Source organism: Blastomonas sp. AAP25, from assembly GCF_001295965.1.
In the GTDB taxonomy this organism is placed as follows: Bacteria; Pseudomonadota; Alphaproteobacteria; order Sphingomonadales; family Sphingomonadaceae; genus Blastomonas; species Blastomonas fulva.
Genome location: NZ_LJHP01000022.1, coordinates 37,211 through 57,745, shown reverse-complemented (window position 1 = coordinate 57,745; position 20,535 = coordinate 37,211). Strand labels below are relative to the sequence as shown.

The following is a 20,535-nucleotide window of genomic DNA, read 5'->3' as shown; positions in this document are numbered from 1 at the left end:
GGGGGGGGGCCTGAACCTGCCCGAAGTTTTGTAGCCGCGCCCACCCCCTACCCCCTCCCGCAAGCGGGAGGGGAGAGAATAGAGAAAAAATGACCCAGTCCACCGCCCAGTTCGTCAACATCGGCGAGCGCACCAACGTTACCGGCTCTGCCAAGTTCAAGAAGCTGATCATGGAAGACCGCTATGAAGAGGCGGTCGATGTCGCGCGCCAGCAGGTGGAGAACGGCGCGCAGGTCGTCGACATCAACATGGACGAAGGCTTGCTCGACGCGCACGCCGCGATGACCCGCTATCTCAAGCTGATCGCCGCCGAGCCCGATATCGCGCGCGTGCCGTTCATGATCGATTCGTCGAAATGGTCGGTGATCGAGGCGGGGCTGAAGTGCGTTTCGGGCAAGCCGATCGTCAACTCGATCAGCATGAAGGAAGGCGAGGAAGAGTTCCTGCGCCACGCGCGGATCTGCATGGATTACGGCGCGGCCGTGGTCGTGATGGCGTTCGACGAAGTCGGGCAGGCCGACACCAAGGAGCGCAAGGTCGAGATCTGCGAGCGCGCGTACAAGTTGCTCACCGGAATCGGTTTTCCGCCCGAAGACATCATCTTCGACCCCAACATCTTCGCGGTCGCCACCGGCATCGACGAGCATCGCCGCTATGCCATCGACTTCATCGAAGCGTGCACCGAGATCAAGAAGCGTTGTCCGCATGTCCATATCTCGGGCGGCGTCTCCAACCTGTCGTTCAGCTTCCGTGGCAACGAGCCGGTGCGCCGCGCGATGCACAGCGTGTTCCTCTACCACGCCATCAAGGCAGGCATGGACATGGGCATCGTCAACGCAGGGCAGCTCGACATCTATGACGACATCAATCCCGAGCTGCGCGAAGCGTGCGAGGATGTGATCTGGGACAGGCGCGAGGATTCGACCGAGCGGCTGATCACGCTGGCCGAATCCTTCCGCGGCAAGGACGAGCGCGCCGAGAAGCAGGCCGCCGAATGGCGCAGCTGGCCGGTGGTCAAGCGGCTGGAGTATGCGCTCGTCAAGGGCATCGATGCGCATATCGTCGAGGATACCGAGGAAGCGCGGCTTGAAGCGACCCGCCCGATCGAGGTCATCGAAGGTCCGCTGATGGACGGGATGAACGTGGTCGGCGACCTGTTCGGCGAGGGCAAGATGTTCCTGCCGCAGGTGGTCAAATCCGCACGCGTGATGAAGAAGGCGGTCGCACACCTGTTCCCCTATATCGAGGCCGAGAAGGACCCCAATGCCAAGGGCAAGGGCCGGATCATCATGGCGACCGTGAAGGGCGATGTGCACGATATCGGCAAGAACATCGTCGGCGTGGTGCTGCAATGCAATGGCTATGAGGTCGTCGATCTGGGCGTGATGGTGCCCTGGCACGACATCCTCAAGGCCGCCAACGACAACAAGGCCGACATCATCGGCCTGTCCGGCCTGATCACCCCCTCGCTCGACGAGATGGTGACCGTGGCCGAGGAAATGCAGAAGGCGGGCATGACCATGCCGCTGATGATCGGCGGGGCCACCACTTCCAAGGTCCACACCGCGCTCAGGATCGCGCCGGCGTATGAAGGCCCGGTGATCCACGTGCTCGATGCCAGCCGCGCGGTCGGCGTCGCCTCGAACCTGGTCAGCCAGACCAACCGCGATCCCTTCGTGCTCAAGGTCGCCGAGGAATACGAGGCCGTCCGCATCGCCCGCGCCAACAAGGGGCAGAACGAGCTCGCCCCGCTCGAGGTCGCGCGCGCCAACGGCTTTGTCGCCGACATGAGTCAGAAGCCGCCTGCGCCGGTGCAGCCTGGCCTCCACGTGTTCGAGGACTGGGACCTTGCGGACCTTCGCGAATGCATCGACTGGACGCCATTCTTCCGTGCGTGGGAGCTGGCGGGCAACTTCCCGGCAATCCTCACCGACGAAGTGGTCGGCGAGAGCGCGACGTCCTTGTTCGCCGATGCCAATGCGATGCTCGACCAGATCATCGCTGAGAAGTGGCTGACTGCGAAGGGCGTGGTGGGCCTGTGGCCGTGCCAGCGCGATGGCGACGATGTGTTCATCCACGCCAATGGCGAGGAAATCCGCATGCCGTTCCTGCGCCAGCAGATTGCCAAGCGCGAGGGCCGGGCGAACATGTGCCTTGCAGACTTCATCGACACCGCGGGTGACTGGATCGGCGGCTTTGCGGTCACCGCAGGGCATGGCATCGACGAGCAGCTGGCAAAGTTCCAGGCCAATCACGACGATTACAACGACATCCTGCTGAAAGCGCTGGCCGACCGCCTCGCCGAAGCCTTTGCCGAACGCCTGCACCAGCACGTGCGCACCACCCTGTGGGGCTATGCGGCAGGCGAGCAGCTGACCAACGAGGCGCTGATCAAGGAGCAGTATCGCGGCATCCGCCCCGCGCCGGGCTATCCCGCCTGCCCCGACCACAGCGCCAAGCCTGCGCTGTTCGAGATGCTCAAGGCCACCGATGCAACCGGCATCACGCTGACCGAAAGCTTTGCGATGCTGCCGACCGCGGCGGTGAGCGGCTTCTATTTCGGTCATCCGGACTCGGCCTATTTCGGCGTGGCGCGGATCGGTGAGGATCAGCTCATCGATTATGCCCACAGGCGCGGGGTCGACATGGACACCGCCCGCCGCTGGCTGCGTCCCAATCTGGACTGACCGGTCGGGATCGGTGCGGATGTGTTGACTCCCGCGCACTAAACCGCAACATCCCGCCGGGACTGGCGCTGCGGCAGTCCCCCAAGGGGCCTGTAACGCGTGACACCATCGGAGCTCAGCGCGTATTTCTTCCTGCAGATGGCGCTGATCATCGCCACCTGCAGGGTGATCGGCTATGCGGTTCGCCGGTGGCTGGGCCAGCCCCAGGTGGTCGGCGAGATGATGGCGGGCGTGGTGCTCGGCCCCTCGCTGTTCGGCTATGTCCTTCCCGACGTGCAGGCCGCGCTGTTCCCAGCAGAAACCCGCGACGTGCTGTTCGTCTGCGCGCAGCTGGGCGTCGGGCTGTACATGTTCATCGTCGGGCTGGGCTTTCGCTCGGATCACTTCCGCGCGCAAATGGGCAGCGCCGCTGCGGTATCCTTTACCGGCATGGCGGTCCCGTTCCTGGTCGCCGTCGTGCTCGCCCCGATGCTGCAACGGGTGCCCGGGCTGTTCGCCAGCGACGTCAACCAGTTCCAGGCGACCCTGTTCCTGGGCGCGTGCATCGCGATCACCGCCTTTCCCATGCTCGCGCGGATCATTCACGAACGCGGGCTCACCGATACACGGCTGGGCAGCCTGACGCTGTCAGCCGGCGCGATCGACGATGCCGCCGCGTGGACGGTGCTCGCCATCGTGCTGGCGAGCTTCGGCGATGGCCCGGGCGTCGCGATCAAGGCGATCGCCGGCGGCGCGGCGTTTGCCGCGTTCATGCTGATCTACGGGCGGCGGCTGCTCGCGCCTCTGGGCCGGATCGCCGAGCGCGATGGCAAGGTCACGCATTCAATGCTGGCGGTGGTGTTCGTGCTGTTCATGATGGCCGCATTCGCGATGGACTTCATCGGCATCCACGCGGTGCTGGGCGGATTCATCCTGGGCATCTGCATGCCGCGCGGGCTGCTCGCCAACGATGTCCAGCGCCAGCTCGAGCCGATCGTGATGGTGCTGCTGATCCCGATGTTCTTCGCCTATTCGGGGCTCAACACCCAGCTGACCGTGGTCAACAATGCCGAGCTGCTGGCGATCGCGATGGGGATCCTTGCCGCATCGATCCTCGCCAAGGGGGTCGCCTGCTATGTCGCCGCGCGGCTGACCGGGCAGGACAATGCGACAGCCATGGCGATCGGCGCGCTGATGAATGCGCGCGGCATGATGGAGCTGATCATCATCAACATCGGCCTGCAGCGCGGCATCATCGGTCCGGCGCTGTTTTCGATGCTGGTGATCATGGCGATCGTCACGACCTTCATGGCATCGCCGCTGTTCGATCTGGTCTACGGCCGCAAGCGCAAGAGTGCGCCGGTAACGGATGCGCCCGGGCCTGTCCCGTGACGGGACGGGCCTTACGTTAACCCTCTAAATCCGCGCGTTTTTGTGCCGCTGTGCTATTTTCCGCGGCATGACCTTCTTTCGCATCCTCCTGCTCGTCGCGCTGCTCGCCAGCATCGCCGTCCCGCTCTCCGCGCAGCAGGGACGCCCCACACCCTATCGCATCGCCGAGACCGGCAAGGCATATCGCTCGCTCGCCGATGCTGTTGGCAAGATCGGCGGAGGCACCGGGACGATCGAGGTACAGCCCGGCATCTGGCGCGACTGCGTGGTGCAGGAGGCGGGCAACATCACCTACCGCGCGGTCACCCCGGGGACCGCGATCTTCGACGGCGGCGTGTGCGAGGACAAGGCCACCCTGGTGCTGCGCGGCCGCAGCGCGCGGGTCGAGGGGCTGATCTTCCAGAACATCGCGGTGCGCGACGAGAACGGCGCAGGCATCCGGCTCGAATGGGGTGACCTGACCGTCGTCAACAGCCTGTTCCGCGACAGCCAGCAGGGTATCCTTTCGGCGCAAAACCCCGGCGGCCGCATCGTCATCGACAAGAGCACGTTCTCGGGGCTCGGCCTGTGCGCATCGGACTGCGCGCATTCGCTCTATATCGGCGATTACGGCTCGCTCACCGTCACCCGCTCGCGCTTCGAAAAGGGCCAGGGCGGGCACTATGTCAAAAGCCGCGCAGCCCGCGTCAGCATCACCGATTCGAGCTTCGACGACAGCCGCGGCAATGGCAGCAACTACATGATCGACCTGCCCGGCGGCGCGAGCGGCGAGATCACCCGCAACATCTTCGTGCAGGGGCAGAACAAGGAAAACTGGTCGGCGTTCATCGCTGTGGCCGCCGAGGGCCGCAGCTATTCCTCGGCTGGCCTGCAGATCTTCGGCAATGACGCAAGCCTGGCGCCAGGCGTCGAGCGCAACACCTGGTTCGTCGCCAACTGGAGCCGCGATCCGATCCCGCTGGGCGAAAACCGGCTAGGCAAGGGCCTGAGCCCCTACGACCAACGCTGACCCATCAGTCTGCCGTGGCGTCGATCCCGATCCGCCTCGCGCGCGCCTTCCACATGTCGCGGGCATAGGCCTGCATGTCGGGGATCTTGTCGACTTCGTCGATGATCTCGAGCCCGAAGATGGTCTCGACCACATCCTCCAGCGTGACGATGCCCTGCGCCGAACCATATTCGTCGACCACCAGCATGATGTGGTGGTTCTCCTCGATGAACCGTTGAAACAACCGGTCCACGGGCACCGTGCCCAGCGTGCTGGTCATCGGCCGGATCAGGCTGTCAAGCGTGGCCTCACCCTGCCGCGCCCGATCGCCCTGCTCGATGATGTGCATCAGCACCTCCCCCTTGAGCACGAAGCCGATGACATCGGCCGGGTCGGTATCCGAAATCGGGATGCGGGTGAAAGGCTTGTCGCGCACTTCGCCCACGAATTCGGCCAGCGGCGTGGTCTTCGGCAGCCCGAACACCACCGTGCGCGGGGTCATGATGTCCCAGGTCTTGACCTCACCCAGCTGCAGCAGATTGTGCAGCACCTCGCTTTCCTGCCGGTGCAGCTGGCCTGAATCGCTCCCCATCCGCGCGACCGCCATCAGCTCTTCGCGGTGCTTGGGAGCGTGCGCGGCCTGGCCGAAGGTGATCAGCCGGGTCAGCTGCTGCGAAAACCAGACCAAGGGCGCGAGCAGGCGGATCATCACCGGCAGCACCCGCCCGACAAAGGGCGCAAGCTGCAGCGCATAGCGCGCGCCGATGGTCTTGGGGATGATCTCGGTCAGGATCAGCACCGCCACCGTCAGCGCGGCGGCGAAGATCGCCTGAGTCGAATTGCCGAACAGCCGCGCATATTCGGCGCCTGCGCCTGCCGCGCCCATCGTATGCGCCACCGTGTTGAGCGTCAGGATCGCCGCCAGCGGGCGATCGACGTCGCGCTTGAGCACCTCCATGCCATCGGCCCAGCGTGCGCCGTTGGTCTTGCCGGTCTGGATCGCAGACGGTGTGATGGTGAGCAAAGAGGCTTCGAGCAGCGAGCACAGGAACGATATTCCCAGCGCGCTGCCAACATAGATGAACAAGAGGGTCATGAATCTGCCAATGGGTGGGGGAAAAGCCGAGCGCTCAAGGAGCGTACCCCTCGACCACAAGGTCGGTTCCGGGCAAGGGCCCGTTGACCCATTGGCGAAAGCTCGCAAAGCGACTACATCGGCCGCCAATGACGATGCGCCTCCTGAAAGCCGTGCTGGCGGTGATGCTGACCCTGTTGCCGCTCGCCGCGTCGACACAGCTTGTCGCGCAACCGCTGCAGCGCGGCCCCAACAACATCGCGGCATCTTTGGTCGCCGAAAGCCCCGCGCCCGCGCCGGGAAGCACCGTCGATCTCGCCTTTGCGATGACCCCCAAGTCCGGCTGGCACGGCTATTGGCTGAACCCCGGCGATGCCGGGCTGGGCATGACGCTGACCTGGAACCTGCCCAGGGGGGTGAGCGCGGGCGAGCTGCGCTATCCCGTGCCCGAAACGCTGATCATCGCCGGGCTGATGAACCATGTGTTCGAGGGCGCCTACGCGCCTCTGGTGGCGCTGACCATCGATCCGTCCCTGGCCCCCGGCGCCCGCCTGCCAATCTCGGTCAAGGCCGACTGGCTGGCCTGCACCGACGAGATCTGCGTGCCCGAAAGCGCGACGCTATCGACCAGCCTGATCGTGGGCGACGGCGCGACCAGCAAGGACACCCGCGCCCGGTTCGACGGCTGGCGCCAGCGCCTGCCCGCGCCTTTGGGATCGAAGGCGACGTATCAGCTCGACGGCAAGATCCTGCGCATCGCCGTCCCCTATCCCGCAGCGGGCGATATCGAGGCGCCCTATTTCTTCGCAAGCACCGAACGGGCGGTGCGCTACAGCGCGCCCCAGGCCTTTTTCCGCGATGGCGACCGGCTGATCATCGAGACCGAGGCGAGCGGCGCATTGGCGGGACCGCTGGCAGGCGTGCTGCGCATCGGTGAGCATCTCGGGCTCGAGCTGGTGGCCGATAAGGGCGCGGTGGCACCCGGCGGCACCCGGATCAATGCCGCCGCAGCGGATGAGCCCGAGGGCGGCATGCTGGCCCTGCTCGCGGCCGCGCTGGGCGGCGCGCTGCTCGGCGGCCTGCTGCTCAACATCATGCCCTGCGTCTTCCCGATCCTCAGCCTCAAGGCGATCAGCCTTGCCAAGGCCGGTGGCGACGAGCGCGGTGCGCGGCGCGATGCGCTGGCCTATACCGCGGGCATCGTGCTGGTGTGCGTCGCGCTGGGCGGACTGCTGCTGATCCTGCGCGCGGGCGGGGAGCAGGTCGGCTGGGCATTCCAGCTGCAGGACCCGCGCATCATCCTGGGCCTGTTGCTGCTGGTCACCACGATTTCCTTCAACCTGGCCGGACTGTTCGAGTTCGGCAGCATTTCTGCAGGCTCGAGCCTCATCGGCAGGGGCGGTGCGGCAGGCTCGTTCTGGACCGGCGCGCTCGCGGCCTTCGTCGCAACACCCTGCACCGGGCCGTTCATGGCCGCGGCGATGGGCAGCGCGCTTGTGCTGCCGGTGCCTGCCGCGCTGCTGGTGTTCGCAGGCCTGGGCCTGGGCCTTGCGCTGCCGTTCCTCGCGATCGGCTTCATCCCCGCGCTGCGCCACCGCCTGCCACGACCGGGCGCCTGGATGGGCACCTTCCGCAGCATCATGGCGGTGCCGATGTTCCTGACCGGGCTGGCGCTGGTCTGGCTGCTGGGCCAGCAGACGGGCAACACCGGCGTGCTCTTCGGCCTTGCCGCCGCGATGCTGCTGGCGTTGCTCCTGTGGTGGCTGGGCGCGCGGCAGAAGGCCGGACGCAGCGGCTGGCTGCCGCTTGCCCCGGCGCTTGCCAGCGCGGTCGCGGCGATCATGCTGCTGCCGACCGGAGGCAGCGCGGGTTCGCCCGAAACCTCAGCCGATGCGACGCTTCCCGCGCAGCCGTTCAGCGAGGCAAAGCTTGCTGAACTTCGGGCGGCGGGGACCCCGGTGTTCGCTTATTTCACCGCCGACTGGTGCATCACCTGCAAGGCCAACGAAGCCGCCGCGATCCAGCGTGAGGCCACCGCCGCCGCGTTCAGCAAGGCGGGCGTGGTGGTGCTGGAAGGCGATTGGACCCGCCGCGATGCCGCGATCAGCCGCTATCTCGAGGCGCAGGGCCGCTCGGGCGTACCACTGTATGTGTGGTACAAGCCCGGCAGCGACCCGGTCATCCTGCCGCAGGTGCTCACTGTCGAGACGCTGACCGAACTGGTCGGCTGATCGCCCGATCGGGGGTGCGCTTATGCGGTGACCGCGCGCAGCCCTTCGATGAAGTGCGGGATATTGGCGTCGGTGAATCCGGCGATGTTGATCCGTCCCGATCCCGCCATGTACACGCCATAGTCGGCGCGCAGTGCGGCAATCTGTTCGGAGGTCAGCTGCAGCACCGAGAACAGTCCGTTCTGCTGGCCGACCGCGGCGAGATTGACCGATCCGATCGCCTGATGCGCCGCCAGCGCATCGCGCACGCCGCGCATCCGCGCCCGCATCGATGCAAGCTCGTCGAGCCAGATCTTGGTGAGGCCTTCGTCTTCCAGCACGATCCGCACCGATGCCGCGCCATGATCGGGCGGCATCGACCAGTTGGCGCGCGCGAGCGCGGCCAGGTTCGATTGCACCGATGCCTGCTGCGCGGGGCTTTCGGTCATCACATACAGCGCGCCGACGCGCTCGCGATAGAGGCCGAAATTCTTGTCGCAGCTGTACGCAATCAGCGCCTCGGGCACGCGCGAGAGCACCGCACGCAGGCCATAGCCGTCCGCCTCGAAGCCATGGCCAAGGCCGTGATAGGCAAGGTCGATCAGCGGGAACAGCCGCTTGGCCGCCACCGTCTCGGCAATCTCGTCCCACTGGGTTTCGCTATAATCCGCGCCGGTGGGGTTGTGGCAGCATCCGTGGAGCAGCACCGCATCGCCTGCCTCGGCCTTGTCGAGCGCGGCTTCGAGCGCGTTGAAGTCCAGCCGCTGAGTCGCGACATCCATATGGCGGAAGGTCTCGCAGGCAAGCCCCACGGCATTGAGGATCTGCACATGGTTGGGCCAGCTGGGCGTGCCCATCCAAATGCGACGGACGCCGGCCTTGAGCAGCAGGTCCGCCGCAAGCCGCACCGCGCCGGTGCCGCCTGGGGTCTGCAGCCCGTCGATGCGCCCGGCCGGATCGAAATCGCCCAGCATCCACGGCATGATCGCGCGGACAAAGCCCATATCGCCTTCGGGGCCGAGATAGCTCTTGCTGTTCTGGTCCGCGAGCAGCCTTGCCTCGGCCGCCTTGATCGCCGCGAATACCGGCGTGGCGCCATCGGCGGTGCGATAGACGCCAACGCCAAGGTCGATCTTCTCGGCGCGTTCGTCAGCGGCATAAAGCTTGATAAGCGCGAGCAGCGCGTCGGCCGGTTGCGCCTTCAATTGTTCAAGCACGGATCAATCCCCCAATAATAGCAATAATGTTGCCGGAGTCGTAGCGTCCGGCGTCAGGAAAATGCGCGTGCATCCATGCCGCCAGCTTGACGCCGGGGCAAGGCAAAAAGGCAAAAAGGCCGGTTGCCACGATCTCGCGACAACCGGCCTTTCCTTGCCCATTTCTGGCAGTGCGACCCTGCGGGCTAAATCATCAGAACGGAACGAAATTTCGTTTGCGGGTGAACTTCATGTAGCCGGCGTTGATCCCCAGCCTGAGGCCCAGTCCCATGCGCACCGGGATCAGCACGACATCGCCGCGACGCAGGTAGCTGGTGTGGAATCCGCCGACCAGATAGGCCGCGCCCTCGCCCGCGCCGAAGCGCTTGTAGAGGTCCTCGCTGTCATACAGGTTATAGACCAGCACGAAGGTGTTGCCGGCATTGGCGCCGGCGTCAAACCCGATCGACGGACCAGTCCAGTAGACCGGCCGCTCGCCCTCCACCTTGTGGTGCAGCGTACCCGAGCCATAGCGCAGCCCGACCACGAACGCGCCCGAAGCCTCGCGCCCGATGATATAGCCGTTGGGCTCGCCCTGCTTGCGCAGGATATCCTCGATCAGTCCGGCCAGGCCCTCGGCGCCCTTGCCGAACACGCCCTCGGCGGCGCCGATGAGGTCATCCTTCTGATAGCCGTTGTCGGCAGTTCCCGACTGCGCCTCGAAGCCGGGCTGGGTGTCCAGACCGGGCTGCGGCGCGCTGGCGGGCGGCGGCGCATAAACCTCGCCGCTGGCCGCGCTCGAATCGGGGGTGCCATAATCATAGCCCTGGTCGAGCGGCGCACTGGTTTCGGGCGCCCGCGGCGGTGCCAGGTCGGAATCGATCGCCTCGTTGGGATCGACGGTGGTGACTTGCGCACGGGCCACGCCGGCCACAGGGCCGCCCAGCGCCATGGCCATTACCCCGGCGGCCGCCAGAATGTGCTTGAATAGCCCTGATCGCATAGATTTGCCTCCCGCTCATGCACTGGCTGACACGAATCCCGCATTTGTGCAGCGCGCACAATGAACCGGCGATGACCCGAGTCGATGGTGCGGCAGCCCGAGTCAAAAACGCGCCAAATCGTGGGAAACCCGCGGCTTGCCTGCAGCCCGGGCGGGAAACTCGGGTCAATTGCAGGTGATCAACACATCTGCCAACTATCCGGTTGATCCCCGCCCAAGGCGCCGCTATAGCGCGCTCTGGCCAATCGACCGGCCCCAAGGCAGGGGCTTGCTCGCATTCAGATGCGTGCCATGCGGAGACGTGGGTGAGTGGCTGAAACCAACGGTTTGCTAAACCGTCGTGGGGGGATTACTCCCACCGAGGGTTCGAATCCCTCCGTCTCCGCCAATTGCTGTTGATTTATTTGCTATTTTTTTGTTTCGGTGGCAGCGCTCCCTTAATAGCTCCCAAAAAAAGGTTCTCGCTTGCTAGATCGAGAATCGCAGCTTCCGACCAGACTCCGTCGTTCCCATCAGCCATCTCGAATGGCCTCTCACGCTGAAACGCTATTGCGTAGGCGAGCGATATCGTCGTGTCCAAGCTCGATCAGAGATTCGGGCGGCAGCAAGTTGTGTCCTGTTAACCCAGTGGGCTGCGAGAGCCGTACCCGCAACGCGTCAAGGGCCGAAAGCTGAGCAGGTATCCACGCAACGAGAGCCAATATGGACGGCACCGACCCCGATAAAAGGCTCGTCCAATCCCATCAAGCGGATGATATCCGTCCCGTGGCGGCCAAGTGGCAGGGAGACAAGTCCAAGGGCGGTAGCTACAAATCCGAAGGTGGCGAGCAGAGCGCCAGCATCCCGCCAGACGAGTGAAGACCAATTTTCATAGCACGCGGCGGGCCTAGACGCATCAGCGACGAATTGGATTGTGATACCGAAGACGGCAGGCGTTGAGGCCTGCACACTGTCGGCGTTTGCCTTGAGCCCGGCGGCAGGGTCTGAACCGAGAACACCTATCTCATGATGCGCATCGAGATACATTCCGGCCGCGCGTCCAGCGGCAAGGGGGAGGATCATAAGGTCGATGGGGTGGAGACCGCCGGCAGAAGGGGGGGGACGGCTTTCCCACATGCCAAAACGACCATCCGTTCGACGCTCATGCAATTGCGTCGCGTGCCAGAGCAGAGAGCCGAGTGAACGATCGTCAAGATCACCGCCGTTGAGCGAGCGACGGCTATGAAGAATATCGAACAGATATACATCGGGAGCGGCGATGTCGCGCGGAAGAGGTATTCTATGCAGAAACTCGACCTCTGGCGGCGACCATGCCGCCGGCGGTACAATCGGCATCGGCTCCAGGTCAGTATGCATCGCCATATAGCTCTTCCATGACCTGCTGATGCTTGTAGCAGCCGCGACAATCTCCGCACGCGAACGGGCCAGTGTGGCAACTGTGCGCCCAGGCGATGACATCCCGCGTGACACCCGAGGATCGGACGAGCTCGGCGGTCGTCATCGAGACTGCTGGAGCTGTGACCCTGAGGCCGCCCTCCTGCATCGCCGTCAATCGGTCCATCGCCTGGTAAAACTCCGGGGTGCCATCGACATGGACCGCGTCGGTTGCTACCGATCCTATCATGAGCTGACCCGCGCCCAAGCCTATTGCCTTCATTGCGCCCAGCGTGACGAGAAGCTGATTCCGGTAGGGCCACCATTCGGAGACGGGGGCCTCCGTAAGAGGAGCGCAGCCGGCCATATCGCCCGATCCGAGCGAGGAGCAGTCGACGGACACGACTTCATGGGACATTGTCAGCAACTCGGCCACATGCCTCGCCGCTGCAATTTCCGACGCCGCAGCGCGCTGTCCGTAGTCGATCGTGATTGCGACGACCGGGCGCTTCCAAAATGCCAGCGCGACGGAGTCTACGCCACCGGATAAGAGGAGAGCGATCACTTCAGAGACCAGATCGCATGATAAATGGCTGACACCAAGTCGGTTGTGATAAGGCAATTAGAGCCGATCGGCATCTTCATGTCTTCTGGTCGCATATTCTGGGCGAGGGCAACCACCGGCTTTCCTTGGGCGACTGCATATCCCACCTCGAATATCGTGCCTGCGTCTCCTCCGTTGAGGACGGCTAGAACGACGTCGCATTCATCCAAGCCCTTGAGATCAAGTGGCGCGACATGCTCCGCACTGCCGGGTCCGACATCGTGGAAGGGCGAGAAGACTCCCACACCCATGCCCAGGAACTGTTCTCGAATCTCCTCAACAAGCCAGCGTTCGGCAAGATTGAAGAATGGGGCCGCGAGGTATATCCGGCCTCTGCGTGGAACGACCGGATTGAAGCTGTGCGCTGCGAGGTCGGCCTCGGAGCCGATCGGCAACGACATGGTCTCGCAGTAGCGGCTCGTGGATTTAGATGCCAGGTCGGCCGCCTCTACATAGGACTTGCCAGCCACTGCCCAGAAGTATGTGAAAGCCGCCGAGAAGACGTCGCCAGATCCTATTTTGAAAACGCTTTCGCTGCGGTAGGCGGGGACGAACTCGTACCTGCCCCCCCACGCCACCATCGCGCCATGGCCGCCCATTTTTACGATCACCGCATCGGCATCCTGTCGCCCAATTAGGATCTCGGCCGCTTTCATCGGGTCTTCCTGTTCGGTGAGGCAGCGAGCCTCCAAGCGATTGAGGATCAGCACAAGTTCCTCTGCGGTGGAACCGTTCTCGCCGAATGGTCGCGGATCGAAGGCCGACTGGGGGTCGTAAACGGCACGCTTCGCCTTTATCTGAGCAGTGCCCTCCAGCATGCCGAACCTCAAGACGATGTCGTCCTCGACAACCAGCTGTGACTGCTGAGGGATGGCATCGGGACGAGGCAAGATCCGGGGTATGGCCAAGGAATGCGTGTATTGGAAGTTGACGGCGAAGGGCGTCTCCGGACCATCGACCGCTAACCCGTAGACACTCTCGATGTTCAGGAAGCCTTCCGACAGAGGCGCGGCACGATAGGTTACCAGGCGCGTGTCGGGAGCAAGGCCGCTGATCGCAGCCGCCGCGCGGCCAGCGGATCCATAGACTTCCACCCAATGCGGCTCGACGCACTGTTCGGCATACACGCCGCCAACGACGGTAGTCATACGGGTTCGATACGCAGCTGGATGTTTCCGCCGGAGATCGTCAGGACGACTGCCTCATAGCTGAAGCCCTGGCTTATGCATTCAATGAGGGCGAGGTGGCCGAGGAAAGTGAGCGAACCTGCGACCGCTCCCGTAGCATCCCTGACCTGAAGCACCGGCCTCCCGCTACTCATGTTGACCACGACGTAAAGGCGATCACCCACCTTCAGCGTTGCGACTACCGCAGGCTGCGGACTATTCAGCGGCGCGGTACGGACCGCCTCGCAAGAGAGGGTCGGCGTTGGTGTAGGCGTGGGTGAGCCACCGGACATGCTGTACTCCGTCAAATCTTCGTGACAGCAAGTAAACAATACTACCTTGCCCTACGTCAACTGCAAAACGAACGGTTCCAGAGGCTTGCGAACACTCCTACGATCATAGCCTGGTGCGACGAATGAGGAAAGGATTGAGGGAGAGAGCTGCCGCATAGTCATCCACATAACGGAATCGAGTAATGAAGGCTGGGCGGAAATTGCGGATGCGAAGTCGAGATAGGCCTTCTCCATTTCACGATAGTTCCGTTCTACCTTCCACGCATTGGGGAATAAGTGCAGCATTTTGGCTGCCCGGACGATGTGGATGTCAAGAATCGCCACCCTGTCGCTCCTCCGCCAGTTCCGCACAACCCAGGAGGCCGTCTTCAACCCTATCCCTGACAGGCTAGTGAGGGCGTCACGCAGCTCAATGTCCGGTGCCTCGTGGTTTACAGACCGCAGCTCGGAGAGCGCGGCTGCGACATATTTCCCTTTTTGCTGCGCGAAACGATAACGGACCTTGCGCGCGCCAACATCCAAGGGCGAGCTGAGCAGGTCGACCGTCCGTACCGGGTCGCAGAGCGCATCAGGATCCTCAGCGGCCACTTTCCGAAGACGCTCGTAAGCAGCCAGCCCAACCTCCGCTGGAATGCCGTAACCGCCCAGCAGACAGGCTAGCACCTCCTCCTCGAGCGTTTTGCCGAGCTTGTAGTGGTCGGGCTGCTCCAACCCCCACATCCACACCTGGCTGCACCAGTAGGCCGGGGTTCCCAGCTCCTCAGCCCGGCCCCACTTCAAACGGCGGATCCCAATGCGAGTGTCCGCAGACGGGAGGGACAGGGAGAGCGTATCATCCCCCACCATGGCGAGAACAGTCTGGTTTGACGAGACGACAGGATGATGCATATATGCATTCTATTATGCATAACGAGTCAGTGCAATGTCCTCTTTACTGATGTCGCTGGAGTCAGCGCGAAAGGCGCGCCATCTCCGTCAAACCGAATTGGCCGAAATGCTGGAGGTCACGCAGGGTCATTACAGCAAGGTGGTGAAGGGCGTGGTGCCGCTGTCTGCGAGCTTGGAAATGCGGATCCGAAAGTGGATTGATTCTCAGGGGGTGGAGTTTGATGAGCAGGACCGCGCCCGGAGGATGAAGGAACTGGCGAACTCCATCCATTCACAATGCGTAGCGCTCATGCGTTTGGCCGACATCCAGTCCCCGGATCCCTAACACCCACGGGAAAGACGCTTGCATCCGAACGTCCGCTCTTCGTCTATCCTTCGATGAGGAGATCCGTCTGTGCTTCAGCACCATGGTGCCTTTTGCCGCTGACGGCACGACCGCTCTGGCCGAGAGATACCCACTTACAATTCTCAGCGATTTCGATGATGACGGAACTTCAAGGAGAAAACGCATTCACACGCACTCGACTTCCCGCCCGTCGCTTTGGTCTGCCGCTCGATTTTCGCATGCAAACGCTGAAGAGAGCGCGCCTGCCACTGGCGAATCGACAATCGATGTATTGCGGGACGAGGGGCGCTCTATCCACCAGCAGGACTACGACCGGCTTCTATTCTCGGCTCCGGTGCGCCGTCTTGCCGACAAGACGCAGGTATGGCCTATGGATGCCAACGACGGCGTCCGGTCGAGGTTGACCCATTCGCACGAGGTGGCGAACCTTGCTAAGTCTATCGGAACACGGGTGGCGTCGGCCCCCGAGGGCAGCCCGTTCGGGGACGCTGACATCCATGGCGTCATCCAGCCCATCCTGTCGTCCATTGGCTTGGCCCACGATCTAGGGAACCCTCCCTTCGGGCATCAGGGCGAGGTCGCGATCAGCCAGTGGTTCAAACGGCGCAAGGACTGGATATTCGACCGCGCGGCCAAGGGAGGAGACAAGGTCGCGTTCCCGGTTGCTCCGTCGCTTCGCACGGAGTTTTCCGACTTCGACGGCAATCCACAGACGTTGCGCATTCTAACCCGGTTGCAGACATCGCATCGCAGTGTCGGTCTGGACCTGACCGCCGCGACGCTGGCGGGTGTCCTAAAGTATCCAGTTCATGCCGACAGCAGGGACAAGGACAAAGCCTGCATCAAGAAGGCGGGATACTTCGAATCCGAGCGCGAAATAGTCGCATGGGTCCGTCGCGAGACGGGGCTGCAGGAGGGGCAGCGGCATCCACTGACGTGGATCATGGAAGCATGCGACGACATCGCTTATTCCGTGCTCGACGTCGATGACCTCCTCAAGAAGGCGATCATTTCGCCAGATGACGTCTTGGTCATACTCAAACATACGAAATTTGTCAGCGGCCTTCCCTGCGTGGTAAAACTCGAGAAGAAATTCAACGAGATCAACAGGAGCGACCGGAGGGCCGAGATTCGGCGCGACATCAAGGAGCAGTATGTCCGGTCCTATCTCATCGAAGCGCTGATCAACGACGCTAGCAAGACCTACATCGCCAAGGCAGACGCCATCAACGACTTCACGCATGACGTCCCACTGATGGAGAAGAACCCACTTTGCGATACTCTTAAGGAGATCGCGCAGAAATACGGCTTCGCCCATACCGAAGTGCTGCGGGCTGAGGCTATCGGAGACGCCGCCATAGATGGGTTGATGACCGCGTTCTGGACGGCGATCCAGAATCGCAAGAAGCTACACGACCTCATGTCGACGCGGCTCGACGCCCGCGACCGCTACGTTTTCTCGTTGATCAGCCCGAACTATTTGGAGGCGGCGTGTCACGAGGCAACGGCGAAAGCGAATGCTGACAGCGAGGCCGTAGGCCGATATCATGAGCTAAGGCTGCTGACCGACATGATCTCGGGCATGACGGACGGATTCGCCATCAATACGTGGCAGAAGCTAAAGGAGCTCCCCGATGTCGGTCGCCCCTGACGTTAGAAGTCTCAAGCGCAGGCTGGATCGCTTTTTTTGGGACAACAGCTCAACGGAGACCGTCCTGTTGCGCCACCTGTTCAAGACGCATTTCGATCATTTCGACGGCGTCGGAGTGATCGGCGGCCTCGTGCGTGACTTCGCACGCGGCGGACGCTCGGCCTTCAAATCCGACATAGATTTAGTGGTGGAGGGAACCGCCGATGAGGTAGCGATGCTCGCGGAGCGCGTCGGAGCGACAGCAAACAGGTTCGGCGGCTTTGGGTTCACGGAGGGTCCATGGAAGATCGACTTCTGGGCACTAGAAAAGACCTGGGCTGTCGCCGAGGGGCATGTGGTCGTCGCCGGGCTCGCGGACGTCGTGCAATGCACATTCTTTGACTGGGATGCGGCCATCTACGATCTCCGCCGTAAACGGGTGGTCTGCACCGATGGCTATCTAGACCGTATACGCGACCGCCGACTTGAAATAGCCCTGCGGTCAAATCCCGGAGAACTGGGGAACCTGCTACGCGCCGCGCGGCGCATCCTGGGTTGGGGGCTGCGTCCCGGGCCTGAGCTTCGCCGGTTCATCCGGGAAAGTCTCGACGACGAGACTTTCAAGGCTCTGCAGGCGACCGAGCGAAGAAAGCACGCGGATCAACTCCTCAAAAAGTTTCGCGACGCCCGAGACCTGCGTTTCCATCTTCTAGCGTCGCACAGGGCCGAGGCCTTCGACAAGATGCAGATGCAGATGCATCTGCCATTCGATTGATTCTGATTTGCGGCAACTATCGACCAGTGCGCTATGGAAAAAGGCATATAGCCGCGAGAATCACGGAGATGTGAGCTCTTTTCAAAATGCAGCGTAGCCAATGACTAACGGAAAGTGATTTGCAGTACGCCCTTTGCTAACTCCATCACGCCCCCTGTCGGCGGTAGGAGGAAGCAATGATTGTTCTTTCTATCTTAGGCTAGGCGTACCCTGTCGTCCAGATGGAGTGGAAGGGCAATTCAAACGGCCATTTTGTTGCCCGGCTGTTGCCCTTCTACTTGGTAACTTTTCAATGACTTAGCACGGAGCCAAATTGGCGGCTATCTCGACCCAGAACTACTGTTGAATATTCGCTAGCGTATCTAAACCCGGCCAGCAAATACCTCCTTCGTGTTTAGTGCGTAAGCGGAATGAAATCCGCCTAATGACCATCTGAGCGACGCCGCAAGGAGGACAACACGCATCTGGAACCGATTCCCCTCAAGAAACCTCATTCGCGCGACTTTCGGCGACTTATCAGGCCACATCTGATTGCGGACCATTCTGGGGCCCTTCCAACAAATATGCTGGCTTAACATTGAGTGCATCGGCCAAACGCTCGATCACATCTACGCTTGCAGCGTACCGGCATCGCTCAAGGGCGCTGACGTAGGTCCGGTCAATCCCCGCTGCGTCTGCCAATTCCTCTTGAGAAAGTCCTGCGTCAAGCCGGGCTCGGCGTAGATTGTCCGCAAGGATTTGCCGCAGTGCCATCCCCAACATGGCTGGCACGTGTTGTGTATTTCACAACGGAGTATACTCTACATTAACTCATTGAGAATGGACTGGTCCGTTCGATGGAAAGGTCCTGCAATGAACTTTACCGACTGGGCACTCTTGGCAAGCGGCGGCGTCATCCTAGCCGGTATCGCCTACCCGTCATTGGCTGGCGCGAGGCCCAGCTGGAAAGTTGGAGCGTGGACGGGAGGCACGCTCTGGTCAGCATGGTTTGGCCTAGGAGCGGTGGCCTATCTGGCAGGTATGGCTACTGAGTTCGGATGGGTGGGCCTACTCGCTGCCCTGCCCTTGGCTTTTGCAGCTGGGCTAGTGCTCACATTTACGGCCGGTGCTCGTACACAGGTTATCGCGCTAACCGGGCCAATCTCGGCAAATCTGTGGTATCTGATGTGATCGTCAAAGCGATCGTCTGGTTAGTTTGCGCGGGTCTTGCCTCTCTCTGGTTAACGAAGGTTCTCAACCGTGACGGCAGGCGGCCTAGTCATCACGACATTTCATCGCCGATGGGTCCATGGGTGCTGCGGCCAAATCCTGGGCAAACACCACTCGAACCAGAAGTATGTTCCAGCCAACCCTCGGAATGCGACCCTGAGACCGCCACGACCGACCACGACGGACAACCAGGAGACCGGCTGCGCGAGCTGATGGGATTAGCCCTGACGGCCCCTACCCCTGATGCCGTTCTGGAGTTCAGCGCGTTTGCGTCGCGCCTCAAGAGGCTTGGCCCGTACAACATCATGATGGTCTACGCCCAACGTCCGGGCGCACGCGCTGTGGGCTCACGCAAAGAGTGGGCTTCCGCAGGTCAGACGGTCCGCCCAGACGCACTTCCCATTCTCATCTTGCGGCCAAATGGACCAATAGCCCAGGTTTTCGAGCTCGAGGACACATTGCCCCTCAGAGACAAGGATCCGCGCCAGAATGCATTCGCGGCCATTGGTGAGTTCAAGCCCGAGACCCTGCATGCAACGATCAAAAGCCTTGCCGCCCTGACCAAGCGTAAACTTAAGGTCGAGGTTACGTTCGCTGCATTAGGTTCGGATTCTGCAGGATGGGTGTCGCGGCAACCTACCCTTCCCCTGCAACCCAAACTGGTGCTGCAGGGGCAGCCGGGATTGGCCGCACTGACGCCGGGCCGCCTGAAGGGACATTGGCGGGTATTGATCAACTCTCGGCTCACGCCGGCCGAACAGTTCTCCACCCTCTTGCATGAGCTCGGTCACTTGGTCTGTGGCCACACGGGCGCGTTCGATCAGGGCAACCCTCAGGCAGACGAGTATGGCTGGCCCGATCGCTCGCACATGCCGCATTCAGCCAAGGAGGTCGAAGCGGAACTCGTCGCCTGGCACATATGCGAGCGCTGGGGACTGGTAACCGGGTCGGCTTTGTATCTTCGCCCTTATCTGGAAGACGCCGCCGACGAGATCCGCTGCATCGATCTCGATCGCGTTATCCGCGCCATTGCCAAGATCGAGCGATTCATTCCCCGGCTCCCACCGCCTTCCAAGCGAGGGAGCTAAAGCTTCCTTTGTCCCTGGTGGTATCAGCTGCATGTGCAGTGGAAACCATAACAGCGACGAAGAAGGCAATTTCAATCGCTTATGCTTCTTGCGGTTTTGGTTTCCCATACCGGTCCGCCACTGTCGGGAGCGAGTTTCGCTCACTCCGTTATGGTTTCCAATACCGGCAAACGGTGGGAGTTGAGCGCATACCCATAACGCTTCAACGCTGCCATTCCGCGGCGAGCACGCAAGTCTGCTTTGGAATCAGGCGGGGCAGAATAAGCCCGCCATTCGTCGCAGGGAGGCCGCCGATTAGCCGCTACCCAAGTCAGCTTCCAGCAGCGCGCTCGCGAATGGTCTGCGGCCTTGACCTCAAAATGCGCAGGTTTGGTGCATTGGATCAGGCCGCGATCTTCCAAGTCATCAAAAGCGTTGGTCACGGATTTCAGGTCAGACATGCCCAGACGGTCCGCTGCATCACGCACCGAGAGATAGAGGGAACCGTTGTTCTTGCTGTTCTCAATCATGGCCAGCTCAAACAGCAACGAGCGCGCCGTCGGGCCGAGGGATCGGTAAGCCTCCGATTTCATGACCGTGTGGGGCATCCTGGTGAACCGACCCATTCCTGGGTTGCGCCCCTTCTGGTTGAG

17 protein-coding genes and 1 tRNA gene are annotated in these 20,535 nt (G+C 62.3%); 9 read left to right on the top strand and 9 right to left on the bottom strand.

Features of this window, described 5'->3' with window-relative positions; translation table 11 throughout:
• The first annotated feature begins 89 nt into the window (after positions 1-89).
• From metH to IP68_RS15305, 3 genes are all read left to right on the top strand, one after another.
• Positions 90-2,687, top strand: coding sequence for a methionine synthase (gene metH, locus IP68_RS15315; RefSeq protein ID WP_054135881.1), 2,598 nt, complete (start codon positions 90-92; stop codon positions 2,685-2,687).
• Between the two features lie 99 nt (positions 2,688-2,786).
• Complete coding sequence (locus IP68_RS15310) at positions 2,787-4,058, top strand: cation:proton antiporter (RefSeq protein WP_054135880.1); 1,272 nt, start codon at positions 2,787-2,789, stop codon at positions 4,056-4,058.
• 67 nt (positions 4,059-4,125) lie between these two features.
• Positions 4,126-5,067 (top strand): right-handed parallel beta-helix repeat-containing protein, encoded by a 942-nt coding sequence (locus IP68_RS15305; RefSeq protein ID WP_054135879.1) that lies wholly within the window; start codon positions 4,126-4,128, stop codon positions 5,065-5,067.
• A gap of 4 nt (positions 5,068-5,071) precedes the next feature.
• On the opposite strand, the gene IP68_RS15300 is transcribed toward IP68_RS15305, so the two are convergent.
• On the bottom strand, positions 5,072-6,142 hold the full coding sequence (locus tag IP68_RS15300; RefSeq protein WP_054135878.1) for a CNNM domain-containing protein: 1,071 nt from the start codon (positions 6,140-6,142) through the stop codon (positions 5,072-5,074).
• A gap of 134 nt (positions 6,143-6,276) precedes the next feature.
• Here IP68_RS15300 and IP68_RS15295 point away from each other — a divergent pair, with 134 nt between their 5' ends.
• The gene (locus IP68_RS15295; protein ID WP_054135886.1) at positions 6,277-8,352 is read left to right on the top strand and encodes a protein-disulfide reductase DsbD; all 2,076 of its coding nucleotides are present in this window, start codon (positions 6,277-6,279) and stop codon (positions 8,350-8,352) included.
• A 20-nt stretch (positions 8,353-8,372) separates the two neighbouring features.
• Here the strand turns inward: IP68_RS15295 and IP68_RS15290 are convergent, their stop codons facing one another.
• Both IP68_RS15290 and IP68_RS15285 read right to left on the bottom strand, forming a co-directional pair.
• Positions 8,373-9,548: an amino acid aminotransferase gene (locus IP68_RS15290; RefSeq protein WP_054135877.1), complete on the bottom strand. Its 1,176-nt coding sequence runs from the start codon at positions 9,546-9,548 to the stop codon at positions 8,373-8,375.
• Between the two features lie 193 nt (positions 9,549-9,741).
• Positions 9,742-10,530 (bottom strand): DUF1134 domain-containing protein, encoded by a 789-nt coding sequence (locus tag IP68_RS15285; RefSeq protein ID WP_054135876.1) that lies wholly within the window; start codon positions 10,528-10,530, stop codon positions 9,742-9,744.
• Positions 10,531-10,825: 295 nt separating this feature from the next.
• Between IP68_RS15285 and IP68_RS15280 the strand changes: the two genes are divergently transcribed.
• Positions 10,826-10,918: transfer RNA gene (locus tag IP68_RS15280), tRNA-Ser, on the top strand.
• A 269-nt stretch (positions 10,919-11,187) separates the two neighbouring features.
• Here IP68_RS15280 and IP68_RS20320 read toward each other — a convergent pair.
• The 4 genes from IP68_RS20320 to IP68_RS15265 all read right to left on the bottom strand — a co-directional run bounded on the left by IP68_RS20320 (position 11,188) and on the right by IP68_RS15265 (position 14,855).
• Entirely contained in the window at positions 11,188-11,892 is a 705-nt protein-coding gene (locus IP68_RS20320) for a hypothetical protein (RefSeq protein WP_156318190.1), read from the bottom strand.
• The gene (locus tag IP68_RS15275) at positions 11,876-12,469 is read right to left on the bottom strand and encodes a 7-cyano-7-deazaguanine synthase (RefSeq protein ID WP_054135875.1); all 594 of its coding nucleotides are present in this window, start codon (positions 12,467-12,469) and stop codon (positions 11,876-11,878) included. Before IP68_RS15275 ends, IP68_RS20320 begins: the two co-directional genes overlap by 17 nt.
• Positions 12,466-13,656 (bottom strand): PfkB family carbohydrate kinase, encoded by a 1,191-nt coding sequence (locus tag IP68_RS15270; protein WP_054135874.1) that lies wholly within the window; start codon positions 13,654-13,656, stop codon positions 12,466-12,468. The genes IP68_RS15275 and IP68_RS15270 overlap by 4 nt, the downstream gene beginning before the upstream one ends.
• 362 nt (positions 13,657-14,018) lie before the next feature.
• A complete protein-coding gene (locus IP68_RS15265) occupies positions 14,019-14,855 on the bottom strand; it encodes a hypothetical protein (RefSeq protein WP_054135873.1) in 837 nt (278 codons plus the stop codon).
• A 34-nt stretch (positions 14,856-14,889) separates the two neighbouring features.
• Here IP68_RS15265 and IP68_RS15260 point away from each other — a divergent pair, with 34 nt between their 5' ends.
• The 3 genes from IP68_RS15260 (at position 14,890) to IP68_RS15250 (ending at position 17,606) form a co-directional block, all read left to right on the top strand.
• The gene (locus IP68_RS15260) at positions 14,890-15,180 is read left to right on the top strand and encodes a helix-turn-helix transcriptional regulator (protein ID WP_054135872.1); all 291 of its coding nucleotides are present in this window, start codon (positions 14,890-14,892) and stop codon (positions 15,178-15,180) included.
• 82 nt (positions 15,181-15,262) lie between these two features.
• Positions 15,263-16,852, top strand: coding sequence for a deoxyguanosinetriphosphate triphosphohydrolase family protein (locus IP68_RS15255; RefSeq protein WP_082382409.1), 1,590 nt, complete (start codon positions 15,263-15,265; stop codon positions 16,850-16,852).
• The gene (locus IP68_RS15250; RefSeq protein WP_054135870.1) at positions 16,836-17,606 is read left to right on the top strand and encodes a hypothetical protein; all 771 of its coding nucleotides are present in this window, start codon (positions 16,836-16,838) and stop codon (positions 17,604-17,606) included. Before IP68_RS15255 ends, IP68_RS15250 begins: the two co-directional genes overlap by 17 nt.
• 516 nt (positions 17,607-18,122) lie before the next feature.
• On the opposite strand, the gene IP68_RS19845 is transcribed toward IP68_RS15250, so the two are convergent.
• A complete protein-coding gene (locus tag IP68_RS19845) occupies positions 18,123-18,359 on the bottom strand; it encodes a helix-turn-helix domain-containing protein (RefSeq protein WP_082382411.1) in 237 nt (78 codons plus the stop codon).
• Positions 18,360-18,772: 413 nt separating this feature from the next.
• On the opposite strand from IP68_RS19845, the gene IP68_RS15245 reads away from it, so the two are divergent.
• On the top strand, positions 18,773-19,903 hold the full coding sequence (locus IP68_RS15245) for an ImmA/IrrE family metallo-endopeptidase (protein ID WP_197275821.1): 1,131 nt from the start codon (positions 18,773-18,775) through the stop codon (positions 19,901-19,903).
• Positions 19,904-20,043: 140 nt separating this feature from the next.
• Here the strand turns inward: IP68_RS15245 and IP68_RS15240 are convergent, their stop codons facing one another.
• Complete coding sequence (locus IP68_RS15240) at positions 20,044-20,475, bottom strand: hypothetical protein (RefSeq protein ID WP_156318188.1); 432 nt, start codon at positions 20,473-20,475, stop codon at positions 20,044-20,046.
• Positions 20,476-20,535 lie beyond the last annotated feature (60 nt).